The sequence below is a fragment of the Pseudomonas sp. BGI-2 genome, assembly GCF_004310295.1.
Classification (GTDB): Bacteria; Pseudomonadota; Gammaproteobacteria; order Pseudomonadales; family Pseudomonadaceae; genus Aquipseudomonas.
In genome coordinates this window covers 74,418-98,474 of sequence record NZ_SISB01000006.1, presented here as the reverse complement: position 1 = coordinate 98,474, position 24,057 = coordinate 74,418, and the positions used below count along the sequence as shown (strand labels likewise).

Annotated in this window: 34 protein-coding genes and 1 tRNA gene; 12 read left to right on the top strand and 23 right to left on the bottom strand. The window is 53.5% G+C overall.

Annotation, left to right across the window (positions count from 1 at the left end):
• Positions 1-33 precede the first annotated feature (33 nt).
• Entirely contained in the window at positions 34-279 is a 246-nt protein-coding gene (locus EYC95_RS06350) for a YdaS family helix-turn-helix protein (protein WP_131059590.1), read from the bottom strand.
• A gap of 98 nt (positions 280-377) precedes the next feature.
• Here EYC95_RS06350 and EYC95_RS06345 point away from each other — a divergent pair, with 98 nt between their 5' ends.
• Entirely contained in the window at positions 378-803 is a 426-nt protein-coding gene (locus EYC95_RS06345) for a hypothetical protein (protein ID WP_131059589.1), read from the top strand.
• A 44-nt stretch (positions 804-847) separates the two neighbouring features.
• Here the strand turns inward: EYC95_RS06345 and EYC95_RS06340 are convergent, their stop codons facing one another.
• The 3 genes from EYC95_RS06340 to EYC95_RS30115 all read right to left on the bottom strand — a co-directional run bounded on the left by EYC95_RS06340 (position 848) and on the right by EYC95_RS30115 (position 2,180).
• Positions 848-1,648 carry a phage antirepressor KilAC domain-containing protein gene (locus EYC95_RS06340; protein ID WP_131059588.1) on the bottom strand — a complete coding sequence of 267 codons (801 nt, stop codon included), beginning with the start codon at positions 1,646-1,648 and terminating at the stop codon, positions 848-850.
• Positions 1,645-1,956 (bottom strand): DUF3077 domain-containing protein, encoded by a 312-nt coding sequence (locus tag EYC95_RS06335; protein WP_131059587.1) that lies wholly within the window; start codon positions 1,954-1,956, stop codon positions 1,645-1,647. Before EYC95_RS06335 ends, EYC95_RS06340 begins: the two co-directional genes overlap by 4 nt.
• Before the next feature lie 62 nt (positions 1,957-2,018).
• The gene (locus tag EYC95_RS30115) at positions 2,019-2,180 is read right to left on the bottom strand and encodes a hypothetical protein (RefSeq protein WP_165557430.1); all 162 of its coding nucleotides are present in this window, start codon (positions 2,178-2,180) and stop codon (positions 2,019-2,021) included.
• Between the two features lie 90 nt (positions 2,181-2,270).
• Here EYC95_RS30115 and EYC95_RS06330 point away from each other — a divergent pair, with 90 nt between their 5' ends.
• On the top strand, positions 2,271-2,801 hold the full coding sequence (locus EYC95_RS06330) for an Arc family DNA-binding protein (protein WP_131059586.1): 531 nt from the start codon (positions 2,271-2,273) through the stop codon (positions 2,799-2,801).
• Between the two features lie 339 nt (positions 2,802-3,140).
• Here EYC95_RS06330 and EYC95_RS06325 read toward each other — a convergent pair whose 3' ends face one another.
• Positions 3,141-4,058 carry a DUF6387 family protein gene (locus EYC95_RS06325; RefSeq protein ID WP_131059585.1) on the bottom strand — a complete coding sequence of 306 codons (918 nt, stop codon included), beginning with the start codon at positions 4,056-4,058 and terminating at the stop codon, positions 3,141-3,143.
• A gap of 163 nt (positions 4,059-4,221) precedes the next feature.
• On the opposite strand from EYC95_RS06325, the gene EYC95_RS06320 reads away from it, so the two are divergent.
• Entirely contained in the window at positions 4,222-4,437 is a 216-nt protein-coding gene (locus EYC95_RS06320; protein ID WP_131059584.1) for a hypothetical protein, read from the top strand.
• Positions 4,438-4,587: 150 nt separating this feature from the next.
• Positions 4,588-5,529: a hypothetical protein gene (locus EYC95_RS06315; protein WP_131059583.1), complete on the top strand. Its 942-nt coding sequence runs from the start codon at positions 4,588-4,590 to the stop codon at positions 5,527-5,529.
• Here EYC95_RS06315 and EYC95_RS06310 read toward each other — a convergent pair.
• The gene (locus EYC95_RS06310) at positions 5,501-5,791 is read right to left on the bottom strand and encodes a hypothetical protein (RefSeq protein ID WP_131059582.1); all 291 of its coding nucleotides are present in this window, start codon (positions 5,789-5,791) and stop codon (positions 5,501-5,503) included. The two genes, EYC95_RS06315 and EYC95_RS06310, sit on opposite strands and share 29 nt — an antisense overlap.
• A gap of 178 nt (positions 5,792-5,969) precedes the next feature.
• On the opposite strand from EYC95_RS06310, the gene EYC95_RS06305 reads away from it, so the two are divergent.
• Positions 5,970-7,226 (top strand): hypothetical protein, encoded by a 1,257-nt coding sequence (locus EYC95_RS06305; protein WP_131059581.1) that lies wholly within the window; start codon positions 5,970-5,972, stop codon positions 7,224-7,226.
• On the opposite strand, the gene EYC95_RS06300 is transcribed toward EYC95_RS06305, so the two are convergent.
• The 5 genes from EYC95_RS06300 to EYC95_RS06280 form a co-directional block, all read right to left on the bottom strand.
• The gene (locus EYC95_RS06300; protein WP_131059580.1) at positions 7,210-7,422 is read right to left on the bottom strand and encodes a hypothetical protein; all 213 of its coding nucleotides are present in this window, start codon (positions 7,420-7,422) and stop codon (positions 7,210-7,212) included. The two genes, EYC95_RS06305 and EYC95_RS06300, sit on opposite strands and share 17 nt — an antisense overlap.
• A gap of 209 nt (positions 7,423-7,631) precedes the next feature.
• Positions 7,632-8,486, bottom strand: a complete 855-nt coding sequence (locus tag EYC95_RS06295; protein ID WP_131059579.1) for a DUF3037 domain-containing protein — start codon at positions 8,484-8,486, stop codon at positions 7,632-7,634.
• On the bottom strand, positions 8,483-9,280 hold the full coding sequence (locus EYC95_RS06290; RefSeq protein WP_131059578.1) for a HipA family kinase: 798 nt from the start codon (positions 9,278-9,280) through the stop codon (positions 8,483-8,485). The genes EYC95_RS06295 and EYC95_RS06290 overlap by 4 nt, the downstream gene beginning before the upstream one ends.
• 229 nt (positions 9,281-9,509) lie before the next feature.
• Positions 9,510-9,713 carry a hypothetical protein gene (locus EYC95_RS06285; protein WP_131059577.1) on the bottom strand — a complete coding sequence of 68 codons (204 nt, stop codon included), beginning with the start codon at positions 9,711-9,713 and terminating at the stop codon, positions 9,510-9,512.
• Between the two features lie 144 nt (positions 9,714-9,857).
• On the bottom strand, positions 9,858-10,199 hold the full coding sequence (locus EYC95_RS06280; RefSeq protein ID WP_131059576.1) for a hypothetical protein: 342 nt from the start codon (positions 10,197-10,199) through the stop codon (positions 9,858-9,860).
• An 835-nt stretch (positions 10,200-11,034) separates the two neighbouring features.
• On the opposite strand from EYC95_RS06280, the gene EYC95_RS06270 reads away from it, so the two are divergent.
• From EYC95_RS06270 to EYC95_RS06260, 4 genes are read left to right on the top strand one after another with little or no spacing between them, the layout of a single operon-like run.
• Positions 11,035-11,220 carry a hypothetical protein gene (locus EYC95_RS06270; protein ID WP_131059574.1) on the top strand — a complete coding sequence of 62 codons (186 nt, stop codon included), beginning with the start codon at positions 11,035-11,037 and terminating at the stop codon, positions 11,218-11,220.
• Positions 11,213-11,587, top strand: coding sequence for a hypothetical protein (locus EYC95_RS06265; protein WP_131059573.1), 375 nt, complete (start codon positions 11,213-11,215; stop codon positions 11,585-11,587). Before EYC95_RS06270 ends, EYC95_RS06265 begins: the two co-directional genes overlap by 8 nt.
• Positions 11,588-11,591: 4 nt before the next feature.
• Complete coding sequence (locus EYC95_RS30485) at positions 11,592-11,993, top strand: hypothetical protein (RefSeq protein WP_256656907.1); 402 nt, start codon at positions 11,592-11,594, stop codon at positions 11,991-11,993.
• Entirely contained in the window at positions 11,894-13,048 is a 1,155-nt protein-coding gene (locus EYC95_RS06260; protein WP_256656911.1) for a tyrosine-type recombinase/integrase, read from the top strand. Before EYC95_RS30485 ends, EYC95_RS06260 begins: the two co-directional genes overlap by 100 nt.
• Before the next feature lie 81 nt (positions 13,049-13,129).
• Here EYC95_RS06260 and EYC95_RS06255 read toward each other — a convergent pair.
• From EYC95_RS06255 to thrS, 9 genes are all read right to left on the bottom strand, one after another.
• A tRNA-Pro gene (locus tag EYC95_RS06255) sits at positions 13,130-13,206 on the bottom strand.
• Between the two features lie 89 nt (positions 13,207-13,295).
• Positions 13,296-13,652: a MerR family transcriptional regulator gene (locus EYC95_RS06250; RefSeq protein WP_003179985.1), complete on the bottom strand. Its 357-nt coding sequence runs from the start codon at positions 13,650-13,652 to the stop codon at positions 13,296-13,298.
• Positions 13,633-13,935, bottom strand: coding sequence for an integration host factor subunit alpha (gene ihfA, locus EYC95_RS06245; RefSeq protein WP_002553164.1), 303 nt, complete (start codon positions 13,933-13,935; stop codon positions 13,633-13,635). Before ihfA ends, EYC95_RS06250 begins: the two co-directional genes overlap by 20 nt.
• Before the next feature lie 3 nt (positions 13,936-13,938).
• Positions 13,939-16,320 (bottom strand): phenylalanine--tRNA ligase subunit beta, encoded by a 2,382-nt coding sequence (gene pheT, locus EYC95_RS06240; RefSeq protein WP_131059571.1) that lies wholly within the window; start codon positions 16,318-16,320, stop codon positions 13,939-13,941.
• A gap of 26 nt (positions 16,321-16,346) precedes the next feature.
• Complete coding sequence (pheS, locus tag EYC95_RS06235) at positions 16,347-17,363, bottom strand: phenylalanine--tRNA ligase subunit alpha (protein WP_007905876.1); 1,017 nt, start codon at positions 17,361-17,363, stop codon at positions 16,347-16,349.
• 109 nt (positions 17,364-17,472) lie between these two features.
• Complete coding sequence (rplT, locus tag EYC95_RS06230) at positions 17,473-17,829, bottom strand: 50S ribosomal protein L20 (RefSeq protein WP_007905879.1); 357 nt, start codon at positions 17,827-17,829, stop codon at positions 17,473-17,475.
• A 27-nt stretch (positions 17,830-17,856) separates the two neighbouring features.
• The gene (rpmI, locus tag EYC95_RS06225) at positions 17,857-18,051 is read right to left on the bottom strand and encodes a 50S ribosomal protein L35 (protein WP_008145659.1); all 195 of its coding nucleotides are present in this window, start codon (positions 18,049-18,051) and stop codon (positions 17,857-17,859) included.
• A 60-nt stretch (positions 18,052-18,111) separates the two neighbouring features.
• Positions 18,112-18,663: a translation initiation factor IF-3 gene (gene infC, locus EYC95_RS06220; RefSeq protein WP_176469887.1), complete on the bottom strand. Its 552-nt coding sequence runs from the start codon at positions 18,661-18,663 to the stop codon at positions 18,112-18,114.
• Positions 18,663-20,585, bottom strand: coding sequence for a threonine--tRNA ligase (gene thrS, locus EYC95_RS06215; protein WP_131059570.1), 1,923 nt, complete (start codon positions 20,583-20,585; stop codon positions 18,663-18,665). The genes infC and thrS overlap by 1 nt, the downstream gene beginning before the upstream one ends.
• 373 nt (positions 20,586-20,958) lie before the next feature.
• Between thrS and EYC95_RS06210 the strand changes: the two genes are divergently transcribed.
• Positions 20,959-21,261 (top strand): hypothetical protein, encoded by a 303-nt coding sequence (locus tag EYC95_RS06210; protein WP_131059569.1) that lies wholly within the window; start codon positions 20,959-20,961, stop codon positions 21,259-21,261.
• Between the two features lie 290 nt (positions 21,262-21,551).
• The gene (locus tag EYC95_RS06205; RefSeq protein WP_007905882.1) at positions 21,552-21,764 is read left to right on the top strand and encodes a cold-shock protein; all 213 of its coding nucleotides are present in this window, start codon (positions 21,552-21,554) and stop codon (positions 21,762-21,764) included.
• 72 nt (positions 21,765-21,836) lie between these two features.
• Here EYC95_RS06205 and EYC95_RS06200 read toward each other — a convergent pair whose 3' ends face one another.
• On the bottom strand, positions 21,837-22,157 hold the full coding sequence (locus tag EYC95_RS06200; RefSeq protein ID WP_131059568.1) for an I78 family peptidase inhibitor: 321 nt from the start codon (positions 22,155-22,157) through the stop codon (positions 21,837-21,839).
• 166 nt (positions 22,158-22,323) lie between these two features.
• The gene (locus EYC95_RS06195) at positions 22,324-22,629 is read right to left on the bottom strand and encodes a hypothetical protein (RefSeq protein ID WP_131059567.1); all 306 of its coding nucleotides are present in this window, start codon (positions 22,627-22,629) and stop codon (positions 22,324-22,326) included.
• Between the two features lie 133 nt (positions 22,630-22,762).
• Here EYC95_RS06195 and EYC95_RS06190 point away from each other — a divergent pair, with 133 nt between their 5' ends.
• The gene (locus tag EYC95_RS06190) at positions 22,763-22,972 is read left to right on the top strand and encodes a hypothetical protein (RefSeq protein WP_131059566.1); all 210 of its coding nucleotides are present in this window, start codon (positions 22,763-22,765) and stop codon (positions 22,970-22,972) included.
• A 36-nt stretch (positions 22,973-23,008) separates the two neighbouring features.
• Here EYC95_RS06190 and EYC95_RS06185 read toward each other — a convergent pair whose 3' ends face one another.
• Positions 23,009-24,037 carry a nucleoside hydrolase gene (locus EYC95_RS06185; protein ID WP_131059565.1) on the bottom strand — a complete coding sequence of 343 codons (1,029 nt, stop codon included), beginning with the start codon at positions 24,035-24,037 and terminating at the stop codon, positions 23,009-23,011.
• Positions 24,038-24,057: the final 20 nt, after the last annotated feature.

Below are 24,057 nucleotides of genomic sequence, written 5' to 3'. Positions count from 1 at the left end.
ATCCTGTCGTTGAGCGAAACTTTGCTCATCGGATCAGGCGGCAGATTGCTCGGAGCTGGTAGGTGAATTGCGCAGATAAGCCCAGTCGATATCAGGACGCAGTTCTTCACACGTCACCGCCCTCCCCGACTCGCGATCAAGATTGATGGCGAGTCCGGGACCAGCCAGGCGATACCCGTAGGCAATCTGTTTGAGGTTGCCGACGCTGGTGCCGCTTCGCTCTGCTAGAGCATCCAGTTGGGCCGGCTCCAAGGAGCGGATGAGGTCGATTAGCGTCATGGTGATCTCCGAAAGAAGCTCAGATTACGCTTTGCTAAATCAAATAACAATAGCAATTTATAATTTACTGTTTGCTAACGCGGGATCACTATTCGCCTATGGATATGAAAACTCTTCGGGTCGACGCGCTGCGGCGCGTAATCGGCCAACTCAGCCAGAAAGAATTCGCCGACCAGCACGATCTGGACGCTTCCTATTTGTCCCAGATCCTCAATGGCCATCGAGGCCTGGGCGAGAAAGCTGCGCTCAATCTTGAGCAGAAAATCGGCCTGGCACCGGGCGTACTGGTTAACCCGGGCAACTACGGCTCGAACGTCATCGAGGGCGAATTCTCGAGGCATGAGGTCCACCGTGAACAATCCCCCGCGTACCAAGCAATGCTAGGGAGCGCGTCACCCAGGGCGATCACCATCATCGATAAGCTGGCCAGAGCCGCGGCCAAGGGGAAGCTGAAAGAGTCGGACCTGGTACTGCTGGAAGGCATTGCCGGCCTCCTCGAAAAAGCCAACGCCGAAAAGCCATAAACCCCAGATAGCAAAAACCCGGCGCTGGGCCGGGCTCTATCCTGCTACTTCAGCAAGTCCTCTTCCCTGCTCTGCCACATAGCCTGAAGCTTGGTCAGCCCCTTGCCAGTGATCAACGTCGAGCACGTCGGGATCGTGCCGTCGATTGGGTGCTCAAAGGTACCCAGCTTCACATCAAGCAGACCTGCCTCGATCTTTACTTGGTAGGGCTCGTTGTTCCTCGTTACCCAGCCCTTCTGCCGCATAAACTGCAGCAACCGAGTACGGCCAGTGCCGATAATCTTCGCAGCCTGGGCAGCGTTGTAAGTCTTGTGCGACACCGTGACCATGTCGTGGAAAGCCACCTTCGGCGCATCCTGCTCAACCTTCACTTCCAGCTCGTGGTTCTCTTTCGAGAGCTCGATGTTGTCCGCCTCCAGCGCGACGACCTTCGTCACGTTCTCGGTGAGCAGCGCCAGGAGTGTACGAGGGTCGCTCAAGGCAGTTGCGTAGTCGAAGGTCGGTTTCGCGTTAGCCTCTTCGAGTTCGTGGAGACGACGAACAACCTTGCGACGAAGTGGGATGCTGTAGCCGGTCAGAAGCGTCTCTGTCAGCTCTCTATCCAGATGGAAATTTACGGTGTACCCACGACCATCCTTGTCCTCACGGACATGATCCAGAACTGGATCATCTTTCAACGCCTCAAGCATTGTGCGGATGTCACGAAGAACATGAGCGTGAAACTTCCCCGTTAGCTCTGCGATTTCCGAACTGCTCATGGTCACAGCGCGAGGTGAGTTCTCAGCAGGCTGATAGCTTGCCGCTGCGCAAGAATTCTGCCCGTGTTTGCTCAATGAGAGGTTCATTGGGTTTTCTCCAGGCCTGCATGTGTCGAGTCGACGATTGCTTTCGCTGTACCAACCGCCCGAAACAGGAGCCATGCCTGATTAGGCGTGATTCCATCCATCCCCATGGCAGCTGCTTCAAGTGATGACTTCAATTCGCTAAGAATGCAGGAGGCCTCCTCAAGGGCATCCGTTACTGGGATCCCGGGTCGTACAGCAAGCAAGTGTTCCTGGTCCGGGTTGCAAATCGTGAAAGACAACTCCACCGTGACCGGCATACAGACAGCGCCAGCATTGAGTTTTTCATTTACTGCGGTATGCTTATCCATGACGTTTTTCCTAGTAGATTGACGTTATCCAAACCTCAGCGCCGGCCAGCGCTGGGGTTTTTTTATGCCTGCTTGATTTGTTCATCTCGTTGCATCGCCTCTCTTAGCGCCTTCCCGACCAGCCAGTTCTGGCTGCGCTCTTCCTGCTGCGCCTTCCTTACGAGCCAAGCCTTAACGTCGGGATCCGCTCGAAAGACCACCTGCGTCATTTCACGTACCTTCATCTCAAACCTCCAAACCAAGCACCGTGCTTGATCAGGATTTAAGCACCGTGCTTTATTGCAGTCAATAGCACCGTGCTTCATTATTTGGGAATGAGCAGAACAGACCTTCAGGTAAATTTTCGGATTCCGGCCGAACTCAAGACATTCCTTGAGCAAGCTGCGAAGGAGAGCGGGCGTTCCTTAACGGCAGAGATTGTGGCGCGCCTCAATCTAAGCATCCTCGCTGACGGCAAAAACGGAGAAGAGCTTTTCACCGCAGATATGGCTAAGGAATATGCATCCATAGCGCGGAAGAGCTTGCCAGCCGTAGTGCGAGAGCGAATCAGGATTGCGATAAACCGGTCTGTCCTCCGAGGCCTGAGCAGTGCAGACGTATCCCTCAGTGACCTCGGACTGGAGTCACTGCCGTTTGAAGAACTAGCGAAGATTCAGATAGAGCTAAGTCAAGAACTGAATGACGCGGGCTATGGTTTTGAATGGGATGGGGGTGAATCGATCTGGATAACCTATGGTGATCCGGAGCCGACTTCGGAAATGCCAGAAGTCTCGGTGACTCGGAAAATTCAGGAGTCGGAGCCTCTTTCACCGCCACGACGCATTGGCGGCGCACGAAAGAGTTAAGTGAGTCCTGCGACAATCCCACCTTAACGCCGCAAGAGTCTCCATCTACTCTCCAGCAAGATCGAGATAAATGGGGGGCAGTCTCTATCGATTGTTTTTTGAAGCGCAATCTTTCTGAACGTTGTAGTGCAGCACGTCTATGACGGGCGAAAAGTGCTTGCGGGTAAATCGGAACATATATGGCCATCGTGCGCCTCTCGAAGCTTCTGTGGTTACGATGGTTTCCAATTATTCACATAAAATTTGCAATTGGAAGGCCCTCATAAGGGCCGTCTTTTTTCCGGAATCCGCCACACACAAACTTGTATCCGGAAGAGAATTGAATCAAATCGCTTCCGGTTATTCAGCCAAATCCTCTATATCGGCCAAATCATTTGTTCCAGCCTGGGCTGTGAGAGCCCCGCCAATGCTCGCACTCATCAGAAGATGTGCATTTTTCCTAACCGTCTTGCGTATAAACTCAGAAGTATCTACATCTGATTTTTCTGGAAAAATCAGATCAGCAATCTGATGAATAGGCGGTTTTGCCCCCACAGCTTCAAACCACAAAGTCAAATCTATGTATGCCAGAAGCCGCTGATCGATCCACTTATCAATATCTTTGGTAGCAATTTTCTGCTTTAGATTCGAAATGCCAAGCTTTTCTCTAATCGTTTTAGCATATTCCACTGCGGACTTAGCTATTAGTTCATCAGGTGCCGCGACGTCAAGATAAACTGGAACCAATGATCCAACCTGCGAAAACAGCGTCTCCCTAATATCGGATTGCATACGCCACACAGGTAGATTAGTAACTAGAGAATATTGTTTTAAAAGTGATTCGCTTGCGTCGCTAGGGGGAATAATCGTAAGTCCATTTTCATAATCAAGAATTTCGTCAAGCGGCAAGTCTGGAGCCACCTGCAAATATGCTGATAGAAACTTCGCATAGCTGAAAGCATCCATATCCACCATTGCGGTCTCTCTTCCGCCCCCTTCGAAATCCTCCTTACTCAACTCAGACAACGTCTCTTGCGCGAGATAAAAAGACGACATGAAATACATAGCCCAGCTAGCATCATCTGGCCCTTCATCTACAAATTTCACCTTTACAAAATGTCGCGCAGAAACAGCTTCACTCCACGCAGCAACTGACCTACTCACAATATTTGTGTAGTTCTCAAGATTAAACCAACGAGGCGGAAACTCTGTAGAATAATAGTAAGGCTCTAGCCTTTCGTAAATCTCAAGTTCTGGCCATGCCTTCAGTCTTTTCATAAAATCCCCCTACACTAACCAACCAATCGACTTCCAGTAGTCTATCGCCAGTTAGCAAAATGTAATAGCTGGCAGTTGAGCAGGCAGAACGGGCGCTTGACTGAGGATGCGCTAGGCTAAGGCGTGAATTACCAATAGCCGAAATAGAAAGGTGGGCTAGCAGATGGCGAAAAATGCAGAGCAGCGAGCACACGAGACAATGCACGCGCTGATTGCCGGAGGGTGCTTTCCGAAAGGATTGATCTCGTCAACAGGCGAGGACCTGGAGCTCAACAAGGCGCACCTTCAGCAGATTGAGGAGCAGCTTCACGACTACTACTCGACCGGACTGCACGAACCGAAGGAATCCACCGCGACGAGCACTCCCCTGAATATTTGAGAGTGCATGCCATAACCCTTTTCGTGACAGGTGCGCACTTCTTCCACGAAGAAGCGGATTTGTTGCGGGGGTTATGCGGATGAGTGAGGGCGGGAAAGATTGTGCGGGACTGATCAACGTAAGCAGCTTAAGTCAATTCAAGGAAGCGAAATGATCGACGACAAAGATAATTTATCTTTTGATGATGTCCCGGTGTTAACGGATATTGAATCAATTGTATGCCGAAAATGGTACAAGTCCCCACTACATTTTTTCCCAAAACATAAGGAGCGAAACTTTGGAAACATCGTCGCACCCTATCACCTAAAAGGACAAATGATAAAGTGTGGGATTTCTGATTGTGGCAAGCCGCACCTTCATGGGTATTTGATTACAACAAGTGACAAGCTGGAAACAAACATAGGGAAAGATTGCGGAACAAAGCACTTTAAAACTGATTTTGCGGCAGAAATGAAAAGGCATGACGAGCTTTATAGTAAGCGACTGAAAATAGGTAGGATACTGGAGCTAAAAACTGTAGCTCCGTCGATGCTTCATACCATCACTAGCATCCAGCAAAATTACTTGTTTCTTAAATCTCTTCGATTCAAGCTCCGCGGGGCGCTATCTGCGACAGACAGCTCCAGGCTCGACCACAAGATAAAGTCGAGAGATCCAGGTCTTTACAGATATGAAGCCAGATCACTCGCAGAGCGTGAGGCATACCTTGAGACCAATCCAGAAGCAAGAAAGTCAGGATCTGTCCCGCCGAAACAAATAAAAATTGGTGAAATTTCTGGATTTAGTTTCTTAGGTGCATCTCACAAGGACGAAGATTTATTTAATTTCATAAGCCCTTTAAAAGCAGTCATAGCAGCAAGTGGAGAAGAGATTCATCAATGGCGTCCTGGAGAAATAAGCAAAACGCACGCATGGATTGGATTAGTCCCGAAGGGCGTGTCCAGACTCGAAAGCCTAATCGTTAGCGGAAACGAATTTTTTACACAGCAGAACATAGAAGATCTAGCACTGATCGGAATTTCAAATGACAGCTTGAGTCCAGCTATTTATGAAATAAGACGAATCATGTCGATGGCTGGTCGACATTTTTAATAGCTTTTATCTTTGTCGTCATTAATTGTCGGCATAGTTCGCTCATATCCTCTGGCGTGGGGAGCACAGCCCAGAACAGTGTCTGCTCATGATGAAGTGGCTCATAGGTTGCGAACAAGTAAAAGCCCGGCTCATCTCCGAGATTCTTCCATGTTGCGACCATGAATCCTTCACATGGACTGTAGACCAGACACTCCTGATAATCATCGGGCTGGCGTAGCGATGTGAGATTCAGGCCAAGGCTTGTCTCTTGCTCTTTCATCTATCACCTATAGGAATGGAATTTCAGAATTCGATTCCTGTTAAGAATACACCAAGCCCAGCCCAGCGCTGGGCTTTTTATGCACGACGGAGACCATCACTGTACTCACTGCTAATGGTGATTTAGCCGCCTGAAATGATACGTTCGATCTCCTCACTCCGCGTGAAGAGACAAGAGCATGGCCGCACTCGAAAAGCGCTATCCCCGCGAGTCATTCACCAAGAAACTGGAGCGGATCTGCCAGAAGCTCGACGAGGCTTCGACCCGCACCATCGCCCATAAAGATTTCTTCAACAAAGCAGTTACGTCCGAGGTCGAGATCACTTCGCTATGGGTGGTCGGCTCGTATGCCCGCGGCGCACTGATCTGTGGTGACATAGATCTCGTCCTCGAGTATCGACTCGTTGAAGGCCCCCACCCTGCGCCCAGGAGAATAACGAAGACTTTCTTCGGCGCCCTTCCATACGTTAGCTATTACTTCGGAAAACCAGAGAGCAGCACGTCGGGTGTGGTATTCCCTGACGCAATCGCGATCTGGACCGAGCCTGACTGCGATTGGAGAGCGGCGATCGATTCAATTAAGCCGGTCCCTAGCGCCAGCCGCGCGGCGCGCGAGACGGACTCGATCCCATTACGACCGGAACAGTTGTACATGGAGCCGGAGGGTTTGAAGGCGTTAGCCGCGCTAGAAAAAGAAGGCGTCCTTGAATGGGAATTCGTAGAGTTCGCCGCGGCGGACCTTGAGCCGGTACCCACGCAAGAAATCAGCGAGCGAGACAGAAAGCTCATTCGAGTCGCGCACTACATGGGCAAAAAGTCGCAGATCCTGGTACCGGCGATGATTCGATTGATGGACAGGCTCAACCCTCTTGGCGTCTGGAACACATTCGAGAGCAATCGCGGGAGACTTGGATGCGGCGCTACAGCTTTACGCCTGGGCCGCCCGTCCCTGCCTTACAACCTTTTCGATAGTGAACCAACGATCAAGCAGTACGTACTGATCCCACATATCAGCGCGAAGGGCCCTAACGGTGCCTGGATAATTCGGCGCGGCCCCAACCATCCGGACGCGCAAGCTCTCGCAAACAGGCATGCCTTTTATCTCGGGGGTCAAGGATCCCCAGAGACGATTGCGTATCGCGACCGCAGTAAAACTTGGTCGACAGAAATGCTCGAACTCTTCGGCACGCACGAAGAGGCCAAAGACTTTGCCGATATGTTGAAAGATGGAAATGACTCGTGGGAGACCGATATTGGTAGAGCCGAAGGGCTAGACCTGATCTCACTCTTTGCTTTGGTGGACGTCGTCGAAATTGGAGACCATCAGCTCGCGATAACACACGCCGGCGCAGCCTACTTTGAGCGAGACATGGCGACGATGGAAGAGATCGCCGCCGCCCTCCCCCTGGCAACACAGATCAGCGCTGAAGCTTGAGCTTGGCCAGCCCCTGCTTAATGTGCCCGGCGTTCTCACCAATTGCCTCTAGGGCTCCGCGGACGTTATCACCTACATCGACATGACCTTGGCTCTCGACCATCAGGGTCAGCTCCATCAAGGCGGCTTCAATGGCGAGCTGGTTGTGATACATGCGCTCAAGGACATCAGGAAGAGAGTATTCGGGGGTAGGCATGGCTTCGATTCCATTCGAGGGAGTGGCAAGCGTAGCCCAGGATAAAAGCTGGCGCATCCCTGGAATCGCAGGCAAAGAAAAGCCCGCACAGGGCGGGCTGTTTTTTTCACGCTGGGTGCTGATCCTTCAGCTGAAGCCAGTGTAGATGGCGCCTTTCGAGTTGCAAGTCAGATACGAAAAAACCCGGCGCTAAGCCGGGCATTTATTGATCAGTGCAATGAGTTTGCATGGGTTTCCATTTTCTTCTGAATCTCTTCGGCAAGCTTAGGTGCCTCTTGCTCTAGGTAGATTTCACTTGCCACAGGGATTTTTCTTAAAATACTTAACGCTTTGTGGAAAGCTGGCTGTAGCTCAACTTCAGTAGGGGGACTAACCAACAAGTAAACTTTAAACTCATCTGCCGAGTCTTGGATACTTGATAACTGGCCAAGCCACCGGTGGGCTTTATCCTTGAAATAGTCGCCATCAGTAAGATCAAAAGAAATTGGCTCTATACAATGCCAAATACCATTTTTCCAAGAGTGTTGAAACTCTATTTCGTCGTCCTTGACTGATATTCGCTTAGATTGAAACTCTTCTGCAAGACTGAATTGTTCAAGCGTCTTCTTGAAGTCTTTCCATATATCTTGTTCCGTGCGTCTATCGCGCGCCACCTTAATGTCGTAATGGCTAACATACCGCTCATATAACAAAGTCAGTTCCGCCTCTAGATTGAGAGAAAGCCCGGCAGAAATCGGTGACCATTGCATTGAGCTGTCATCTTTAGGCAAAACCTTATGCAATAAAGTCTGCAAAGACTTTATCTCAGAAAATTGTAGCTCTGTATTTAGAGACTGATTTGTTCTGCAAAACTCTGTCTGCACGAATTTCATCATTTTTCGAAAGTGAGAGCTATTCAAATTCGGGAAAACGGCCGAGACTCGTGCGTAGGTGTTTCTGCATTGCGCTGAAATCCATTTCTCTTTTTCGCAATATATAACAACGCCAACGTTTACAAACTCTCCGGTTAGGGTGTCGTGTACATACCGCAAAACCGAAAATTCATAATTCTGGAAGTTGATCATGAAAGCACCCTCACAACTTCGTTAAAAGCCTCAGTGCTATTTTCTCTGAGGTCTCGAATGTAGGAGACAATATCAGAGGCAATAACGTTCCCTTGTCCAGCCAGCCACTCGTCCGGGAGTGCTGCCAAATATGAATCCAGCCTAGCATCATCAATCATCAGTAGGCAGCTTTTCATTCTCTCGAAATCGATCTTTTGTTTCCGAACGTGGATCCAAAAAACGTGCTTATCCACATTGCTAAGCGCTTCCCCGCCACCTACAGCCCAGGGGCTTTTCCAGAAGAGAATGGACCCCATCAGGAAGGCTAGCTCGTGATCAATGATTGAAACAAAATCTCCTTGCGTTAGGCAGTTTGGATTTTGCGGACCACGATCATAATTGGCAGTAAATGTATCAAACACGAAAATTTCCGCTGCCCTTTGGATCATAGGGCCATGAACGGGATGGGCAGGTGACACGATCTGATAACCTGCAGCGAGCTTTGTAGACCCAAACGCGTACCTAGAGCTTGTGGATATGAAGGCGCTATGCTCGGGGAACGCAGGACCTGCGGTAAATTGAGTCGGCACTTCAACCAGTAAGGGCTCGGGAATGTGGAGACCCAAATCTGCGGCAAAAAACGATGACAGTGCTTCACGAATCAGCGCCCCAACACCGCTTTCACACCCAGAACTGAATTTCACGATAGCTTCAGAGCGCTCGCCAGCCAGATCTGAGCAGGTTATAAAACATGCGCGATTTCTGCCGTTACCTGCAGGCTTGTCAAACCGGATGGCGTAAACTTTTCGAAACATTCCCAATCCTTAGGCATCGAGCTTCATCTAAGATATATAGCAGTGCAAGCTCAAAAGTCGCGCGATAATACGCAAAGCAGAGGCATAAAGCCACCAGGCGGCTAGCTACAACCATTCCGCATCAGGCAATCAGTGCTTCCCGGCACGAATTAACCTGGCACCACACAATCCTTCCCGCCTCACCTTATCAGCGTAAGCAGTCAGCCGATCATCGAGTCCATGGCGGTCGTCAATGAAGAACCTTGCGGCTCTCTCCAATCCTGATCCGATCGAGCGCCCGGTTTAGAGAATCCAAGGCATCAAGGAGGGCTTTCGCCTCGGTCTCTCGACCATCTCCCCAAAGGCGCTCAGCCATTTTGTTCAGGGCTTGGATGGCGTGCTCAATTTCAGTAGCAGTCGCTGCAGCTCTACTTTGCGGCTTTGTCTTCGGCATTCAGAAACCCTTCGGCAAGGCATCGCTCTGTCAATTGTTGCGCGATTACATCGCCCGCCAGATCACACGGCCAAGATCGCGGACTGCACGATCTTACCCCACGCAATCCTTCCCGACTTTACGCTTTCCACGTCCCGGTAGTGTCTACGGTTCATGGTAGAGAAAAACGCTCTTTTCCTTCGATTCATGTGCGGCGATCAGCGCTCTTGTAGCCAAGGCAATAGTTTCTCGGTATTGAAAGTGATATCGAGGAGGAAGGACTAATACGCTGGTCCAACACGGATCGCCATCTATTGGCAGAGGCAGATCATGGCAAACAAGCTGATTCTCGTCAGTCCTCGGACCCAATGCAATTCTGAGCTCGCGCGTTAGGTCCGATGCTCCGGGGCGGGTGAAGTGGTTAGCCAGCACTACGCCATAAGCCTTCAATGCTCCAAGAATTTCACCTAGGTCCGACTCGTCGTTCAATACGGCTACTACTGGCATTTCGCACTCCTTGCAATGCTGCTCAAAAACCCTCAATTCCACAAACCGACAGTTCTCGTCGAAAAGCTCAATCCATTTGAAGTACCACTCCGACCGGGGTAACTGAGCCTAGCCCCAAACCATGCTTCCCGCCTTCACCTCATCAGCGTAACCAGCCATCTATTCTGCTAAGGCTGCAATCGTTGGAGCCAGTTTCGCCTTTCTGCTTTGGTGCAGTTTATCGAATCCATGCGCCGTCTAAGTGCTAAGGATTTCGAAGGGTCATGAGGCTTGAAAGCAGAAGAAAATCCATTTAAGCCGGCAATATCCTGTAATTCAAAATAAAGCAGGTCGCTGAGATTTTTGCATTGATTTAACCGATCAGCCTCAGTGGTGGGCATCGGCGCCGCGTCTAGCTGCTTCTCAAATTCAGTCTTTTCCTTTGGGGCACTGCTACAACCCGAGAGAAACGTCGCCAGCAATAGACTGGCAATTTGACGCGTGCACATCTTCAATTCCACTTGATGTCCCAATTTGTGCTCGGCTGATGTCGGTCTAGCCTAGAAAGGCCTCTTCTGGCTTAGCTAGTTCTTACCGAAGCGAAATTTAGCACCATTAAATCGCCACTACGAGCAGCACCGCGTCGCATCTGCCGCTCTCTCAACGCATTAGCAAAATATCATTTAGCAATTTGTATTGACGAATTATTTAGCGCTTGCTAAATTCACATTACTTCTCCTTTGCCTTATGGCGAACCCAGAGCCATCACCATTTTGCGAAAGCCAACAATGCGGCGGGCCTTTGCTCGCCTTGGAGAAACTGCCTTGTAGGCAGCCATTAACCGAGAGGACATGTAGTGACCACTCAAGCACCGACCCAATCAAGCGAGTTCGCGGAGTTCGGCCAGCGCCTTATAGACCTGGGCATGGCGATGAAACGCGACCAGACCACCGTGCGAGATCTCCAAGCATTGGCCAAGGCCTGCGGCATTAAACTGCTGAGCCTTCGCTCGGTGCCTGAAACAGAGGTGCGCAATGGCTAAGACTGTCCTGCAAGTGCGCCAAGGCGGCGCCCACTTCTTCCTGAACACAGAGAGCTCGTCGCCCAACACCGGGCACAGGAACCGTTACCGGCTGTTCAAGACTGAACACTATGGGCGCGACAAGTCGGGCTGGATTCAGGTTGGTTCGATGGCAGGCCAAGACCTGATAGCCATTGAGGGGGAACAGGCACTGTTTGAGGCCTGCGAGAAGCTCTTCGCCAGCAAGAAACCCCGCCGGTACGAACACCATGGAGCAATACGCGGCACGCCAGGAAGGTGGGAGGGAGAGGCATTCCCTACTCGTCAAAGCCAAGTCAAAGTGAAAATGGACGCCGAGGCCGTCGGCCGCGTCGCTCGGGAGCGATGAAGAAATGACCGCAGATCTCGCGCTCCTCCCCCGTTTCATCCGGGCCAAACAAGCGCCGGCGTACCTGGGCATGTGTCGTGCGGTATTTGACGCCGAGGTACGCCCGCACATCCGTGAATTTCCCATTGGAAAACAAGGCGTCGCCTTCGACCGGCATGAGTTGGACGAGTGGGCGGACGCCTACGTCGCGCGCAAGTCGATTGAAAAGGCAGCTAATCAAGACAACAATCAGCCTCGCAGCGAGCGCCGTGGCGGAGCAAAAGGAGAAACGCCATGGCCCAAAAAGCAATCTCAGGCCTCCAGCAAATGCCGAGCGGCATCTGGAAAATCGACAAAATCTACCGAGGAGAACGAATTCAAGCGAGTACTGGCACTCGTGACCGGGCGGAAGCGGAGCAATTCCTGATTCACCTGCTCGAAAACCTGCGGCAACAAAAGGTCTACGGGGTAAAGCAGGTCAGGACTTGGCGGGAGGCTTCCATCAAGTTCCTGCTGGAAGTGAAGGACCAGGCTTCAATCCACATTTCAGCGACGTACATGGCTCAGCTCGATCCCTTCATTGGGGACATGCCGGTCACCTATGTAGATGACGCGGCCCTGGCCCCGTACATCAAATCGAAGCTGAACCCCAAGGACGGGAAAAGGCCGGTCACGAATAGGACGGTAAACATCGCCCTTCAGCGGGTCATTCGGGTTTTAAACCTGTGTGCCAGGAAGTGGCGAGATGATGAGCGCAGACCGTGGCTTGATACCGTGCCGATGATCTCGCTGCTGGATGAAAAGACGACCAGTCGCAAGCCCTACCCGCTCTCGTGGGAAGAGCAATCGATTCTGTTCTCTGAGCTTCCAGCGCATTTGCAGATCATGGCGATGTTCAAGGTCAACACCGGCTGCCGGGAGCAGGAGGTGTGCAAACTTCAATGGGATTGGGAGATTGCGGTACCGGAACTGGGAACAAGCGTGTTTCTGATCCCAGCTAGCTTTGGAGGCAGGAGCGAACGGTCCGGTGTGAAGAACCGGGACGAACGCTTAGTGATCTTAAACAGTGTGGCCAAGTCGATCATCGAAAATCAGCGCGGCCAGCATAAGCATTTCGTTTTCCCTTTCGGGATGCCGGATGCGGACGGGAATCAGACCATGATTCACCGAATGAACGACTCGGCCTGGAAGCGAGCAAGGATCAGGGCGACCAAGAAGTGGCTCGAGAAACATCTCCGCGCGCCACATGAAGGGTTCACCAAGATCCGGGTTCACGACCTGAAGCACACCTTTGGCAGAAGGCTGCGGGCAGCAGGCGTCACCGAAGAAGATCGAAAAGCATTGCTCGGACACAAGAACGGCAGCATCACCAGTCACTACTCAGCCGCAGAGCTGGACCAACTGATTGAAGCTGCAAATAAAGTATCAGTAACCGATTCCCGCGCACCAGCGCTGACGATTCTGAAAAGGAGGCAGGCTTGAATAAAAACCCTAGCTCACTCGGAAAGTCACTAGGGCAGAAATGAAAAAGCCACCAAAAGGCGGCTAAGTCATTGAAAAATATGGTCGGGACGGAGTGATTCGAACACTCGACCCCTAGCACCCCATGCTAGTGCGCTACCGGACTGCGCTACGCCCCGACTAGGCGTGTAACTCGTTCCTCTCCTCGAAGAACGCTCAAGAATATATCGCAAGCTTCTGAAAACTGGAAGTATTCAAACGCAGGAAATTATTTCTTGAGAACAACCAACACATCTTCCAACTCAGCAATCATCTGCCGAATCATCTGCTTGTATTGAGTGGTGTCGTCTTTGGCTTCATCGCCGGACAAACGCAAGCGCGCGCCGCCGATTGTGAACCCTTGATCGTAAAGAAGCGCGCGGATCTGCCGGATCATCAGCACGTCTTGTCGCTGATAATACCGACGGTTTCCGCGGCGTTTGACGGGGTTGAGTTGAGGAAACTCCTGCTCCCAGTAGCGCAGCACGTGCGGTTTTACCGCACACAGCTCACTGACTTCACCAATGGTGAAGTAGCGTTTGCCTGGGATGACGGGTAGCTCGTCGTTATGACTTGGTTCCAGCATAAGCCTCAACTCGGGCCTTCAACTTCTGCCCTGGACGAAAGGTGACCACACGGCGAGCCGTGATCGGGATTTCTTCACCCGTTTTCGGATTGCGGCCAGGCCGCTGGCGTTTGTCCCGAAGGTCGAAATTGCCGAAACCGGACAATTTGACTTGTTCGTTGTCTTCAAGAGCGTGCCTGATTTCTTCAAAAAACAGTTCGACCAATTCCTTGGCCTCCCGTTTATTCAGGCCCAGCTCTTCATACAGACGTTCCGCCATCTCAGCTTTCGTCAGAGCCCCCATACGTCACTTCCTTAACGTGGCGTTCAACCTTTGTTCGAGCGAGGTGAGGATATTTTGCGTCGTGGTATTCACCTCATCGTCGTTAAGAGTGCGCGATGGATGCTGCCAGGTCAAGCCGACTGCAAGGCTTTTTCTATCAGGATCAATGCCTTTACCCTGATACACGTCAAATAGCCTGAGGTCTGTGAGCCATTCGCCTGCATTTTCACGGATTACGTCCAATACGGCACTGGCCGCAACGTCCGTGGACGCAATCAGTGCCAAGTCACGACGCACTTCAGGAAAGCGTGATAACTCCTGGAATTTAGGCATTTTTCCCAATGCCACTTCGGCCAGAACCAGCTCGAAGACGAACACCGGGCGGTCGAGACCGAGGGTTTTCGATAATTCAGGGTGGATAGCGCCGACGAAACCGACCAGGCGACCTTCACGTTCGATACGCGCGGTTTGACCCGGGTGCAACGCAGGGTGTTTGCCCGGCACGAACGTGAACGAATCCAGTGCACCTGCAAAACCCAGCACCGCTTCCACGTCGGCTTTGACGTCGAAGAAATCCACGACATCGCGACCTTGAGCCCAGCTTTCTGGCAGTCGGCTACCGCAAACAACTCCCGCCAGCATCGGCTCTTGCTTCAGGCCTTCCAGCTGACCGACAAAACGCAGGCCGCTTTCGAACAGACGAACGCGATCCTGTTGACGGTTCAGGTTGTGCTGAAGCGCCTTGACCAGACCGGGCCACAGGGACGAGCGCATGGCTGCCATGTCGTTCGAGATCGGGTTGGCCAGCAGCAGCGGCTCGACACCCGGATTAAACAACTCGAATTGTTTCGGATCGATGAAACTGTAGGTGATAGCTTCCTGATAACCACGAGCCACCAACAGGCGACGCAGCTCAGGAAGATCGCTGCGCGCTTCAGCCTTGGCTTGCGGTGCGAGGCGAGCTTGCGGGTAACGAACCGGCAGACGGTTGTAACCGTACAGACGAGCCAGTTCTTCGATCAGATCGACTTCCAGGCTGATGTCGAAGCGATGGCTTGGCACTTCTACGCGCCACTGCCCTGCCCCATCGGCAGAAATTTTCAGGTCCAAGCCACTGAGCAGACGCTCGACTTCGGCCGACTCCATTTCCATGCCCAGCATCTGAGTGATGCGTTGCGCACGCAGCGTAACCGGCGCAATCGACGGCAGATGCTGCTCACTGACGGTTTCAATGATCGGGCCAGCTTCGCCGCCAGTGATTTCCAGCAGCAGGCCAGTGGCGCGCTCCATGGCTTCACGGGCCAGCTGCCAGTCCACGCCACGCTCGTAGCGGTGCGAAGCATCGGTGTGCAGGCCATAGGAACGGGCCTTGCCAGCGACGGCGATCTGGTCGAAAAACGCACTTTCAAGGAATACGTCGCGAGTGGTCGCGGTGTTGACGCCGCTGTGCTCGCCGCCCATGACGCCGGCGATTGCCAAGGCGCGGGTGTGGTCGGCAATTACCAGCGTATCGCTACGCAGGCTGACTTCCTGACCGTCGAGCAGTACCAGCTTCTCGCCTTCTTCGGCCATGCGCACGCGAATACCGCCATTGATTTCGGCGAGATCGAACGCGTGCAGCGGCTGACCCAGTTCCAACATCACGTAGTTGGTGATGTCGACGGCAGCGTCGATGCTGCGCACGTCGCCGCGACGCAAGCGCTCGACCATCCACAGCGGCGTCGGCCTGGACAAGTCAACGTTACGGATCACACGACCCAGGTAACGCGGGCATGCGGCTGGCGCCAGCACCTCGATCGAACGCACTTCGTCGTGCACGGCTGGCACGACAGCCACCACCGGACGGGTGACTTCAACGTCATACAGTGCGCCGACTTCACGAGCCAGACCGGCCAGGGACAGGCAGTCGCCGCGGTTCGGGGTCAGGTCGACCTCGATGCTGGCGTCGTCCAGGCTCAGGTACTCACGAATGTCCAGACCGACCGGCGCATCGGCCGGCAACTCCATCAGGCCGTCGTTGCCTTCGCCGACTTGCAGCTCGGCTTGCGAGCACAGCATGCCGTTGGACTCAACGCCTCGCAGCTTGGCTTTCTTGATCTTGAAGTCGCCCGGCAGTTCGGCACCGATCATGGCGAACGGGATCTTCAGGCCCGGGCGCACGTTTGGTGCACCGCATACTACCTGGAAGGTCTCCGAGCCATTGCTGACCTGGCAAACGCGCAGCTTGTCGGCGTCCGGGTGCTGCTCGGTGCTCAGCACCTCGCCCACGACCACGCCATTGAATTCACCGGCGGCCAGCGTAACGCTATCGACCTCAAGACCGGCCATCGACAGACGAGCAACCAGCTCGTCGCGACTTACCTGCGGGCTTACCCAGCCACGCAGCCATTGTTCACTGAATTTCATCCTGCTCTCCTAAGAATTCGTTACGACTAGCGAAATTGCGCGAGGAACCGCAAGTCGTTGTCGAAGAACAGACGCAAGTCGTTCACGCCGTAACGCAGCATGGCCAGACGCTCGACGCCCATGCCGAAGGCAAAGCCCGAAAACTCTTCCGGGTCGATCCCGGACATGCGCAGCACGTTCGGGTGAACCATGCCGCAGCCCATCACTTCCAGCCAGCCAGTCTGTTTGCAGACACGGCAGCCTTTACCGCTGCACATCACGCATTCCATGTCGACTTCAGCGGACGGCTCGGTGAACGGAAAATACGAAGGGCGGAAACGCACGGCCAGTTCTTTTTCGAAGAACACGCGCAGGAACTCTTCGATGGTCCCTTTGAGGTCGGCGAAATTGATGTCGCGATCGACCAGCAGGCCTTCAACCTGGTGGAACATCGGCGAGTGGGTGATATCGGAGTCGCTACGGTACACACGGCCTGGGCAGACGATGCGGATCGGTGGTTGTTTCGATTCCATGGTGCGGACCTGTACCGGCGAGGTATGGGTGCGCAGCAACATGTTGGCATTGAAATAGAAGGTGTCATGCATCGACCGGGCCGGGTGATGGCCTGGGATGTTGAGCGCTTCGAAGTTGTGGTAATCGTCTTCGACCTCAGGGCCTTCGGCAATGCCGTAGCCGATGTGGGTGAAGAATTGCTCGATACGTTCCAGAGTGCGGGTAACCGGATGCAGACCACCCGAGGTCTGACCACGGCCAGGCAGGGTCACGTCAATGGACTCGGCGGAGAGTTTGGCGGCTAGATCAGCCTCTTCAAACAACGCCTTGCGCGCATTGAGAACTTCTGTGACACGCTCCTTGGCAACGTTGATCAGGGCGCCGACTTGTGGACGCTCTTCTGCCGGCAAATTCCCCAGGGTCTTCATCACCTGAGTCAATTCGCCCTTTTTGCCAAGGTAGTGAACCCGGATTTGCTCCAGGGCATTGATATCTTCAGCGCTTTGCACAGCCTCTAGTGCTTGAGAGACGAGCGCATCCAGGTTTTCCATGTACAGACTCCAGATACAAAATAGGGGAAGAGCTTGAAGGCTCTTCCCCTATTTATGACGTTTAACACCTGGCCGCACAGAGGTGAGGCCGGGTGACTGTCGGGGGTACTTAAGCCAAGGTGGCTTTAGCTTTCTCGACAATCGCAGCAAACGCCGCTTTTTCGTTCACTGCCAGATCAGCCAGAACCTTACGGTCGATCTCAATGGACGCTTTTTTCAGGCCGGCGATGAAACGGCTGTAGGACAGACCGTTGATACGTGCACCAGCGTTGATACGAGCGATCCACAGAGCGCGGAACTGACGTTTTTTCTGACGACGGTCACGGTAGGCGTATTGGCCTGCCTTGATTACCGCTTGCTTGGCAACACGGAATACGCGCGAGCGAGCGCCGTAGTAGCCTTTAGCAAGTTTCAGAATTTTTTTGTGACGTTTACGGGCAATGACGCCACGCTTTACACGAGCCATGAGTTACTTCCTCTATTCTTGACTAAATTAACGAAGGCGCAGCATGCGCTCGACTTTTGCCACGTCACACGGTGCCAGCAAGCTGCTACCGCGCAGTTGACGCTTACGCTTGGTCGACATTTTAGTCAGGATGTGGCTCTTGAAAGCGTGCTTGTGCTTGATACCGTTAGCAGTTTTCAGAAACCGCTTAGCAGCACCACTTTTAGTTTTCATTTTTGGCATGTTCGGATACTCCGCATTCAGTTGATAAACATAATCAGAAGGCCTGCCGTGCCCTATTGATTATTTCTTCTTTTTCGGGGCGATGACCATGATCAGCTGGCGTCCTTCCATCTTAGGATGCTGTTCGACCGAACCGTACTCGAGCAAGTCACCTTCAACTCGCTTGAGGAGTTCCATCCCCAGCTCCTGGTGGGCCATCTCACGGCCGCGGAATCGCAAGGATACCTTGGCCCTGTCCCCATCACTCAGGAAACGTACCAGGTTGCGCAGTTTTACCTGGTAATCCCCTTCCTCCGTCCCTGGACGAAACTTGATTTCTTTAACCTGAATTTGCTTCTGGTTTTTCTTGGCCGCGGCAACCTGCTTCTTCTTCTCGAAGATCGATTTGCCGTAGTCCATCAGTTTGCAAACAGGGGGTACTGCATCGGCGGAAATTTCCACCAGATCCAGTTTGGCCTCTTCAGCCTTAAGAAGCGCGTCTTCAATTGACACAATCCCAAGCTGTTCACCTTCAGCCCCAATTAACCGAACCTCGCGTGCCGAGATATTCTCGTTGATCGGGGCTTTCGGTGCAGCTCGTTTATCTTGTCTCATTTCACGCTTAATAGTAATTACTCCGAATCTGGGCGACCACGCCGGGAAACCGCTTGCGCGAGAAACTCAGCGAACTGGGCGACGGGCATCGAGCCCAGGTCAGCACCTTCACGAGTACGCACAGCGACAGTCTGCATCTCGACTTCCCGATCTCCGATAACCAAGAGATAAGGAACCTTGAGCAAAGTATGCTCGCGGATTTTAAAGCCGATCTTTTCATTTCTCAAGTCAGACTTGGCACGAAATCCGCTTTCATTGAGGGTTTTTTCAACCTCGGCGGCAAAATCAGCCTGTTTATCAGTGATATTCATGATCACTGCCTGGGTCGGAGCCAGCCACGCAGGGAATGCACCCTCGTAGTGCTCGATCAGGATTCCGACGAAACGTTCGAAGGAGCCAAGGATCGCCCGGTGCAACATAACCGGGTGCTTGCGACTGTTGTCTTCGGAGACGTATTCGGCTCCCAAACGGACAGGCAGGTTAAAATCGAGCTGAAGGGTACCACACTGCCAGACACGGCCAAGGCAATCTTTCAGCGAGAACTCGATCTTCGGACCGTAGAACGCACCCTCGCCCGGCTGCAGATCGTACGGCAAGCCAGCGCTATCAAGGGCTGCAGCCAGTGCAGCTTCGGCGCGATCCCACAGCTCGTCGGAACCCACGCGTTTTTCCGGACGAGTGGACAGCTTCATTTCGACGTCTTTAAAGCCGAAGTCGGCATAAACGTCCATGGTCAGCTTGATGAACGCGGCGGATTCCGCCTGCATCTGCTCTTCAGTACAGAAGATGTGGGCGTCGTCCTGAGTGAATGCGCGCACACGCATGATGCCGTGCAGCGCACCCGATGGCTCGTTACGGTGGCATGCACCGAATTCGGCCAGGCGCATCGGCAACTCGCGGTAGCTTTTCAGGCCCTGATTGAACACTTGCACGTGGCAAGGGCAATTCATTGGCTTGATCGCGTAGTCGCGGTTTTCCGACTGAGTGGTGAACATGTTGTCGGCGTAGTTGGCCCAGTGCCCGGATTTCTCCCACAGGCTGCGGTCAACGACCTGAGGCGTCTTGATCTCCAGGTAACCGTTGTCGCGCTGAACCTTGCGCATGTACTGCTCGAGCACCTGATACAAAGTCCAGCCGTTCGGGTGCCAGAACACCATGCCCGGCGACTCTTCCTGGGTGTGGAACAGGCCCAGACGCTTGCCGATCTTGCGGTGATCACGCTTTTCAGCTTCTTCGATACGCTGGATGTAAGCCGCCAGCTGCTTCTTGTCTGCCCATGCGGTGCCGTAAACGCGCTGCAATTGCTCGTTCTTGGCATCGCCACGCCAGTAGGCGCCGGACAACTTGGTCAGCTTGAAGGATTTCAGGAAGCGCGTGTTCGGCACGTGCGGACCGCGGCACATGTCGACGTATTCTTCGTGATAGTACAGACCCATGGCCTGCTCGTTCGGCATGTCCTCGACCAGGCGCAGCTTGTAGTCTTCGCCACGGGCCTTGAACACTTCGATCACTTCGGCGCGTGGAGTGACTTTCTTGATCACGTCGTAATCTTTTTCGATCAGCTGCTGCATACGCTGTTCGATCGCGGACAGGTCGTCCGGGGTGAAAGGACGCTCGAAGGCGATGTCGTAATAGAAGCCTTCGTCGATGACCGGACCGATGACCATCTTGGCCGTCGGGTACAGCTGCTTGACCGCGTGGCCAACCAGGTGGGCGCAAGAGTGGCGAATGATCTCCAGCCCCTCTTCATCCTTTGGCGTAATGATTTGCAGCGTGGAATCGCTGTCGATGATGTCGCTGGCGTCGACCAGCTTGCCATTGACCTTGCCGGCCACGGTGGCCTTGGCCAGACCTGCACCAATGGATGCGGCGACCTCGGCTACGGAAACCGGGTGATCGAATGAACGTTGACTGCCGTCGGGAAGAGTAATAGTTGGCATGGCGCCTCCTCTCCTAGTGGTGACCCCTACCAAAGGTCACGTGGGTTGGGATGAGCCAGTACAAGATCCGATCCAGGCCATTCAATGACGAACGCCTGCCTTACAGCGGCAGGAGCCTTGCGGCCAACCGGAAAACCGAACCAGAGTGACTGGGATTCAAATCAGGGTTATTCGCGCTATTGCCGCCACCGGGACTGAAGGTCATCCGGAGCCTGCAAACGCCCGAGCGAGGCATGCTAGCACAGATGAACGGTCGTCGATGCAACGAGGCTTTGTGCTGGGGCAAATCATGCAATTTATGCCAGAGTGCTGAACTTGAACCCCACTTTACCCCTCAGATAACAAGACATTGACCCACAAGGAGCATCCCAGCATGCGTCTGAATCGTTTGTTCGCAGTCGTCGCCCCCATCGTTCTGCTGCTGCCACTGGCCGCCCACGCCGATTGGCCAAAGGGCGAGCGCGATAAGTACATGGCTCAATGCACACAAGCAGCGACCCCGCAAATCGGTGCTGCTGCAGCGAAGGCTCACTGCGCTTGCGGTGCCGATGCGATCAAATCGTATCCGGCCGGCGATATCCAGGCATTGATGGACAACAAGGCCAGCCCGGAATTGCAACAGAAAGCACTGGGTCAGATAGCCAAATGCAAGGCCAATACGCCGGTTAAAAAGTGACGAAACAGTCCTTTTGCCTCGGCCCAAAGCCGATAAAAAGTGATGCATTTGAGCCTTTTCGTACAATTTATGCAGGTTTTACAGGTTTTTTTATCGTCTTTACCTTCGGCTGAAAGCCTTATAAAACGGGGCTTTCAGCTACATCAAGCAGCAAACGGAACGCGTCTGTAGGGCAAACAGCACGTCCGGGGGGCTCCCAAAGCGAACATTTCGACTATGATACCCCGGTGTGCCCAGTTGGCCTGAGCAGCACAGCACTACTGAAAATATATGTTTCTTGGAGATACACCATGTCTAATCGCCAAACCGGCACCGTTAAATGGTTCAACGATGAAAAAGGCTTCGGCTTCATCACTCCTCAAGGTGGCGGTGACGACCTGTTCGTACACTTCAAAGCTATCGAAAGCGACGGTTTCAAAAGCCTGAAAGAAGGCCAAACCGTTTCCTTCGTGGCTGAGAAAGGCCAAAAGGGTATGCAAGCTGCACAAGTCCGCGCTGAGTAATTTTCAGCCGCACTAAAAAAACCCCGTCCATGTGACGGGGTTTTTTATGGGCGAAGCAAAAGCCTGAAGCGATCAGCCGCAGTTGACGCGGATCACCACCTGGCTGGCATCGGTATTCAGGTTCAGGCGATCGGAGCGGTATTCCAGCGTCACCATATCGTTAGGCGACAGGAACCGAGCGTTCTGGGCACCTGCGCGGGTACGCGCCTGCTCCAGCAGTGCGGGCGAAGCCGCTTTGCCGATGGCGAATTCGGCCGCCTTAGCCTCACAACGGCTGTGGCCAGTGTCAGTCGTCGTAACAGGGTCTGTCGTCGATTCCGACATCGTACTGCTGCAACCCGCCAGCAGCGTGACAGCGAACAAAGTACCCAATGACGCGAACTTCCAAGGCATGAAGCCTCCTTTTTTCAATAGTTAAGCTGAGATCTTGCGACCGCCAATCCGGCATTTGGTTTCGAGGTGAGTGCCATCACCCTGCCCTAAATCCGCACGAGCCGCGAGTTTGCCTGAGCATCGTCCTGCGGTTCATCACTCAATCGTGACTGAATATGAACAGTCTTCAATAGACGTCGATGTAATCATAGGGCGGGTTCGGCCAGTTTTCTTTCAGCGCATTGAAAATCTGCATGACCCAGACTTCGTCGCTGGCCGCGACCAATCCTACATATCCGGAACCCTTGGCCCACGTCTCCAGACGAAACAGTAAGCCGCTGATATCGGTGCCGCCCACAACGCCTGATGAAATGTAGGCGATGCCGCCCTTGGTCACCCGCAACTGCGTGTGCTCATCATCACTGGCGGAAGCCAGCAACTGGCGCACCGCCTCAAGGGTCAAGCCGTCGGGCGTGTTCAAATCGATCTGCACAGCGCGGTCCTTGAAAAGTTCGTCAAAAACCAAGTGTCGCATAGCCCTCTTCTCATGCCTAAGTCGGAGTGCCAAACGCCGCGCAAAATGGTTAACTCGGCACTCAGACTTTTCCGACTACACGAGCGCCATCATGACCACCGTAAGCATCGACGCCAACATCACCGTCAAGTGGCCGCAGGGCCACAGCTCTTACAGCCCGGGCAGCCCGGAAGAGTTGGCAATCATTGGTATCGATCTGTTGGTAAAGGCACTGGGCACTGACGCAGCCCATTCATTCATCAAGCAGGTATTCGAGAGGTATCCCGCCGAGCTGAAAGGCGCAGTAGAAACCGAGAAATAGTAAAAACCCGCAGGCTAGCACCTGCGGGCATGCGGCTTACTTCAGACGAGCCAGACGCTGGGTCAGCAGGTCGAAGAAACCCTGGGCATCGCCGCTCTCAACCCAGAACGCATTCTTCGGCGCTTTCAGGCCGTCATACCAGTCGACAATGGTTTGACCGAAGGTCGGGCCTTCGCGGCTATCAACGACCACGTTGACCGAACGACCGGTGAACAATTCAGGCTTGAGCAGGTAAGCGATGACAGTTGCGTCATGCACCGGACCACCGGGAATACCGTAGTGCTCCATGTCGCCCTTGACGTACTCATTGAGAATATCGCCCACCAGTTTGCTGGCATTGTTGTTGATCGCTGCGATCTGCTTCAGGCGCGCGTCACTGGTGAGAATCTTGTGGGTCACGTCCAGCGGCAGATAAGTCAGCTTCACGCCACTTTTGAGCACCACTTCCGCAGCCTGCGGGTCGGCGAACAGGTTGAACTCGGCCACCGGGGTAATGTTGCCGCCGTTGAAGTGTGCGCCCCCCATGATCACCACTTCCTTGATGCCCTGAACGATTTCAGGTTCCTGGATCAGCGCCAAGGCCAGGTTGGTCTGTGGACCCAGCATGGCGATGGTGATGCTGTGGGGTTTGGCGGCCTTCAAGGTATCGATCAGATAATTGACCGCGTTGCCTTCGGCCAGGCCCTTCTTCGGCTCGTGCACGGCGACGCCCGACAGACCTTCCTTGCCATGGATGTTTTCCGCATAGATTGGCGTGCGCATCAACGGCTTCGGTGCGCCCGCGTAAACCGGCACCTCCTCGCGCCCCGCCCACTCACGGGCCAGTCGTGCATTTCGCGAAGTCTTGTCCAGACGCACGTTGCCAGCGACGGTGGTCAGCGCACGAACATTCAGTTCTTCAGGCGACGCCAACGCAAACAGCAAGGCGACTACGTCGTCGGCACCGGGATCGGTGTCGATGATCAATTCGATCTTTTCCGCCGCCTGGGCGCTCGTTGCAGTAATCAGGGACAAAAGCAGCAGACTCCGGAGCAGGTGGTGCAGTTTCTGAACATAGCGGTGCATATCGCACTCCTTGTGCGTGG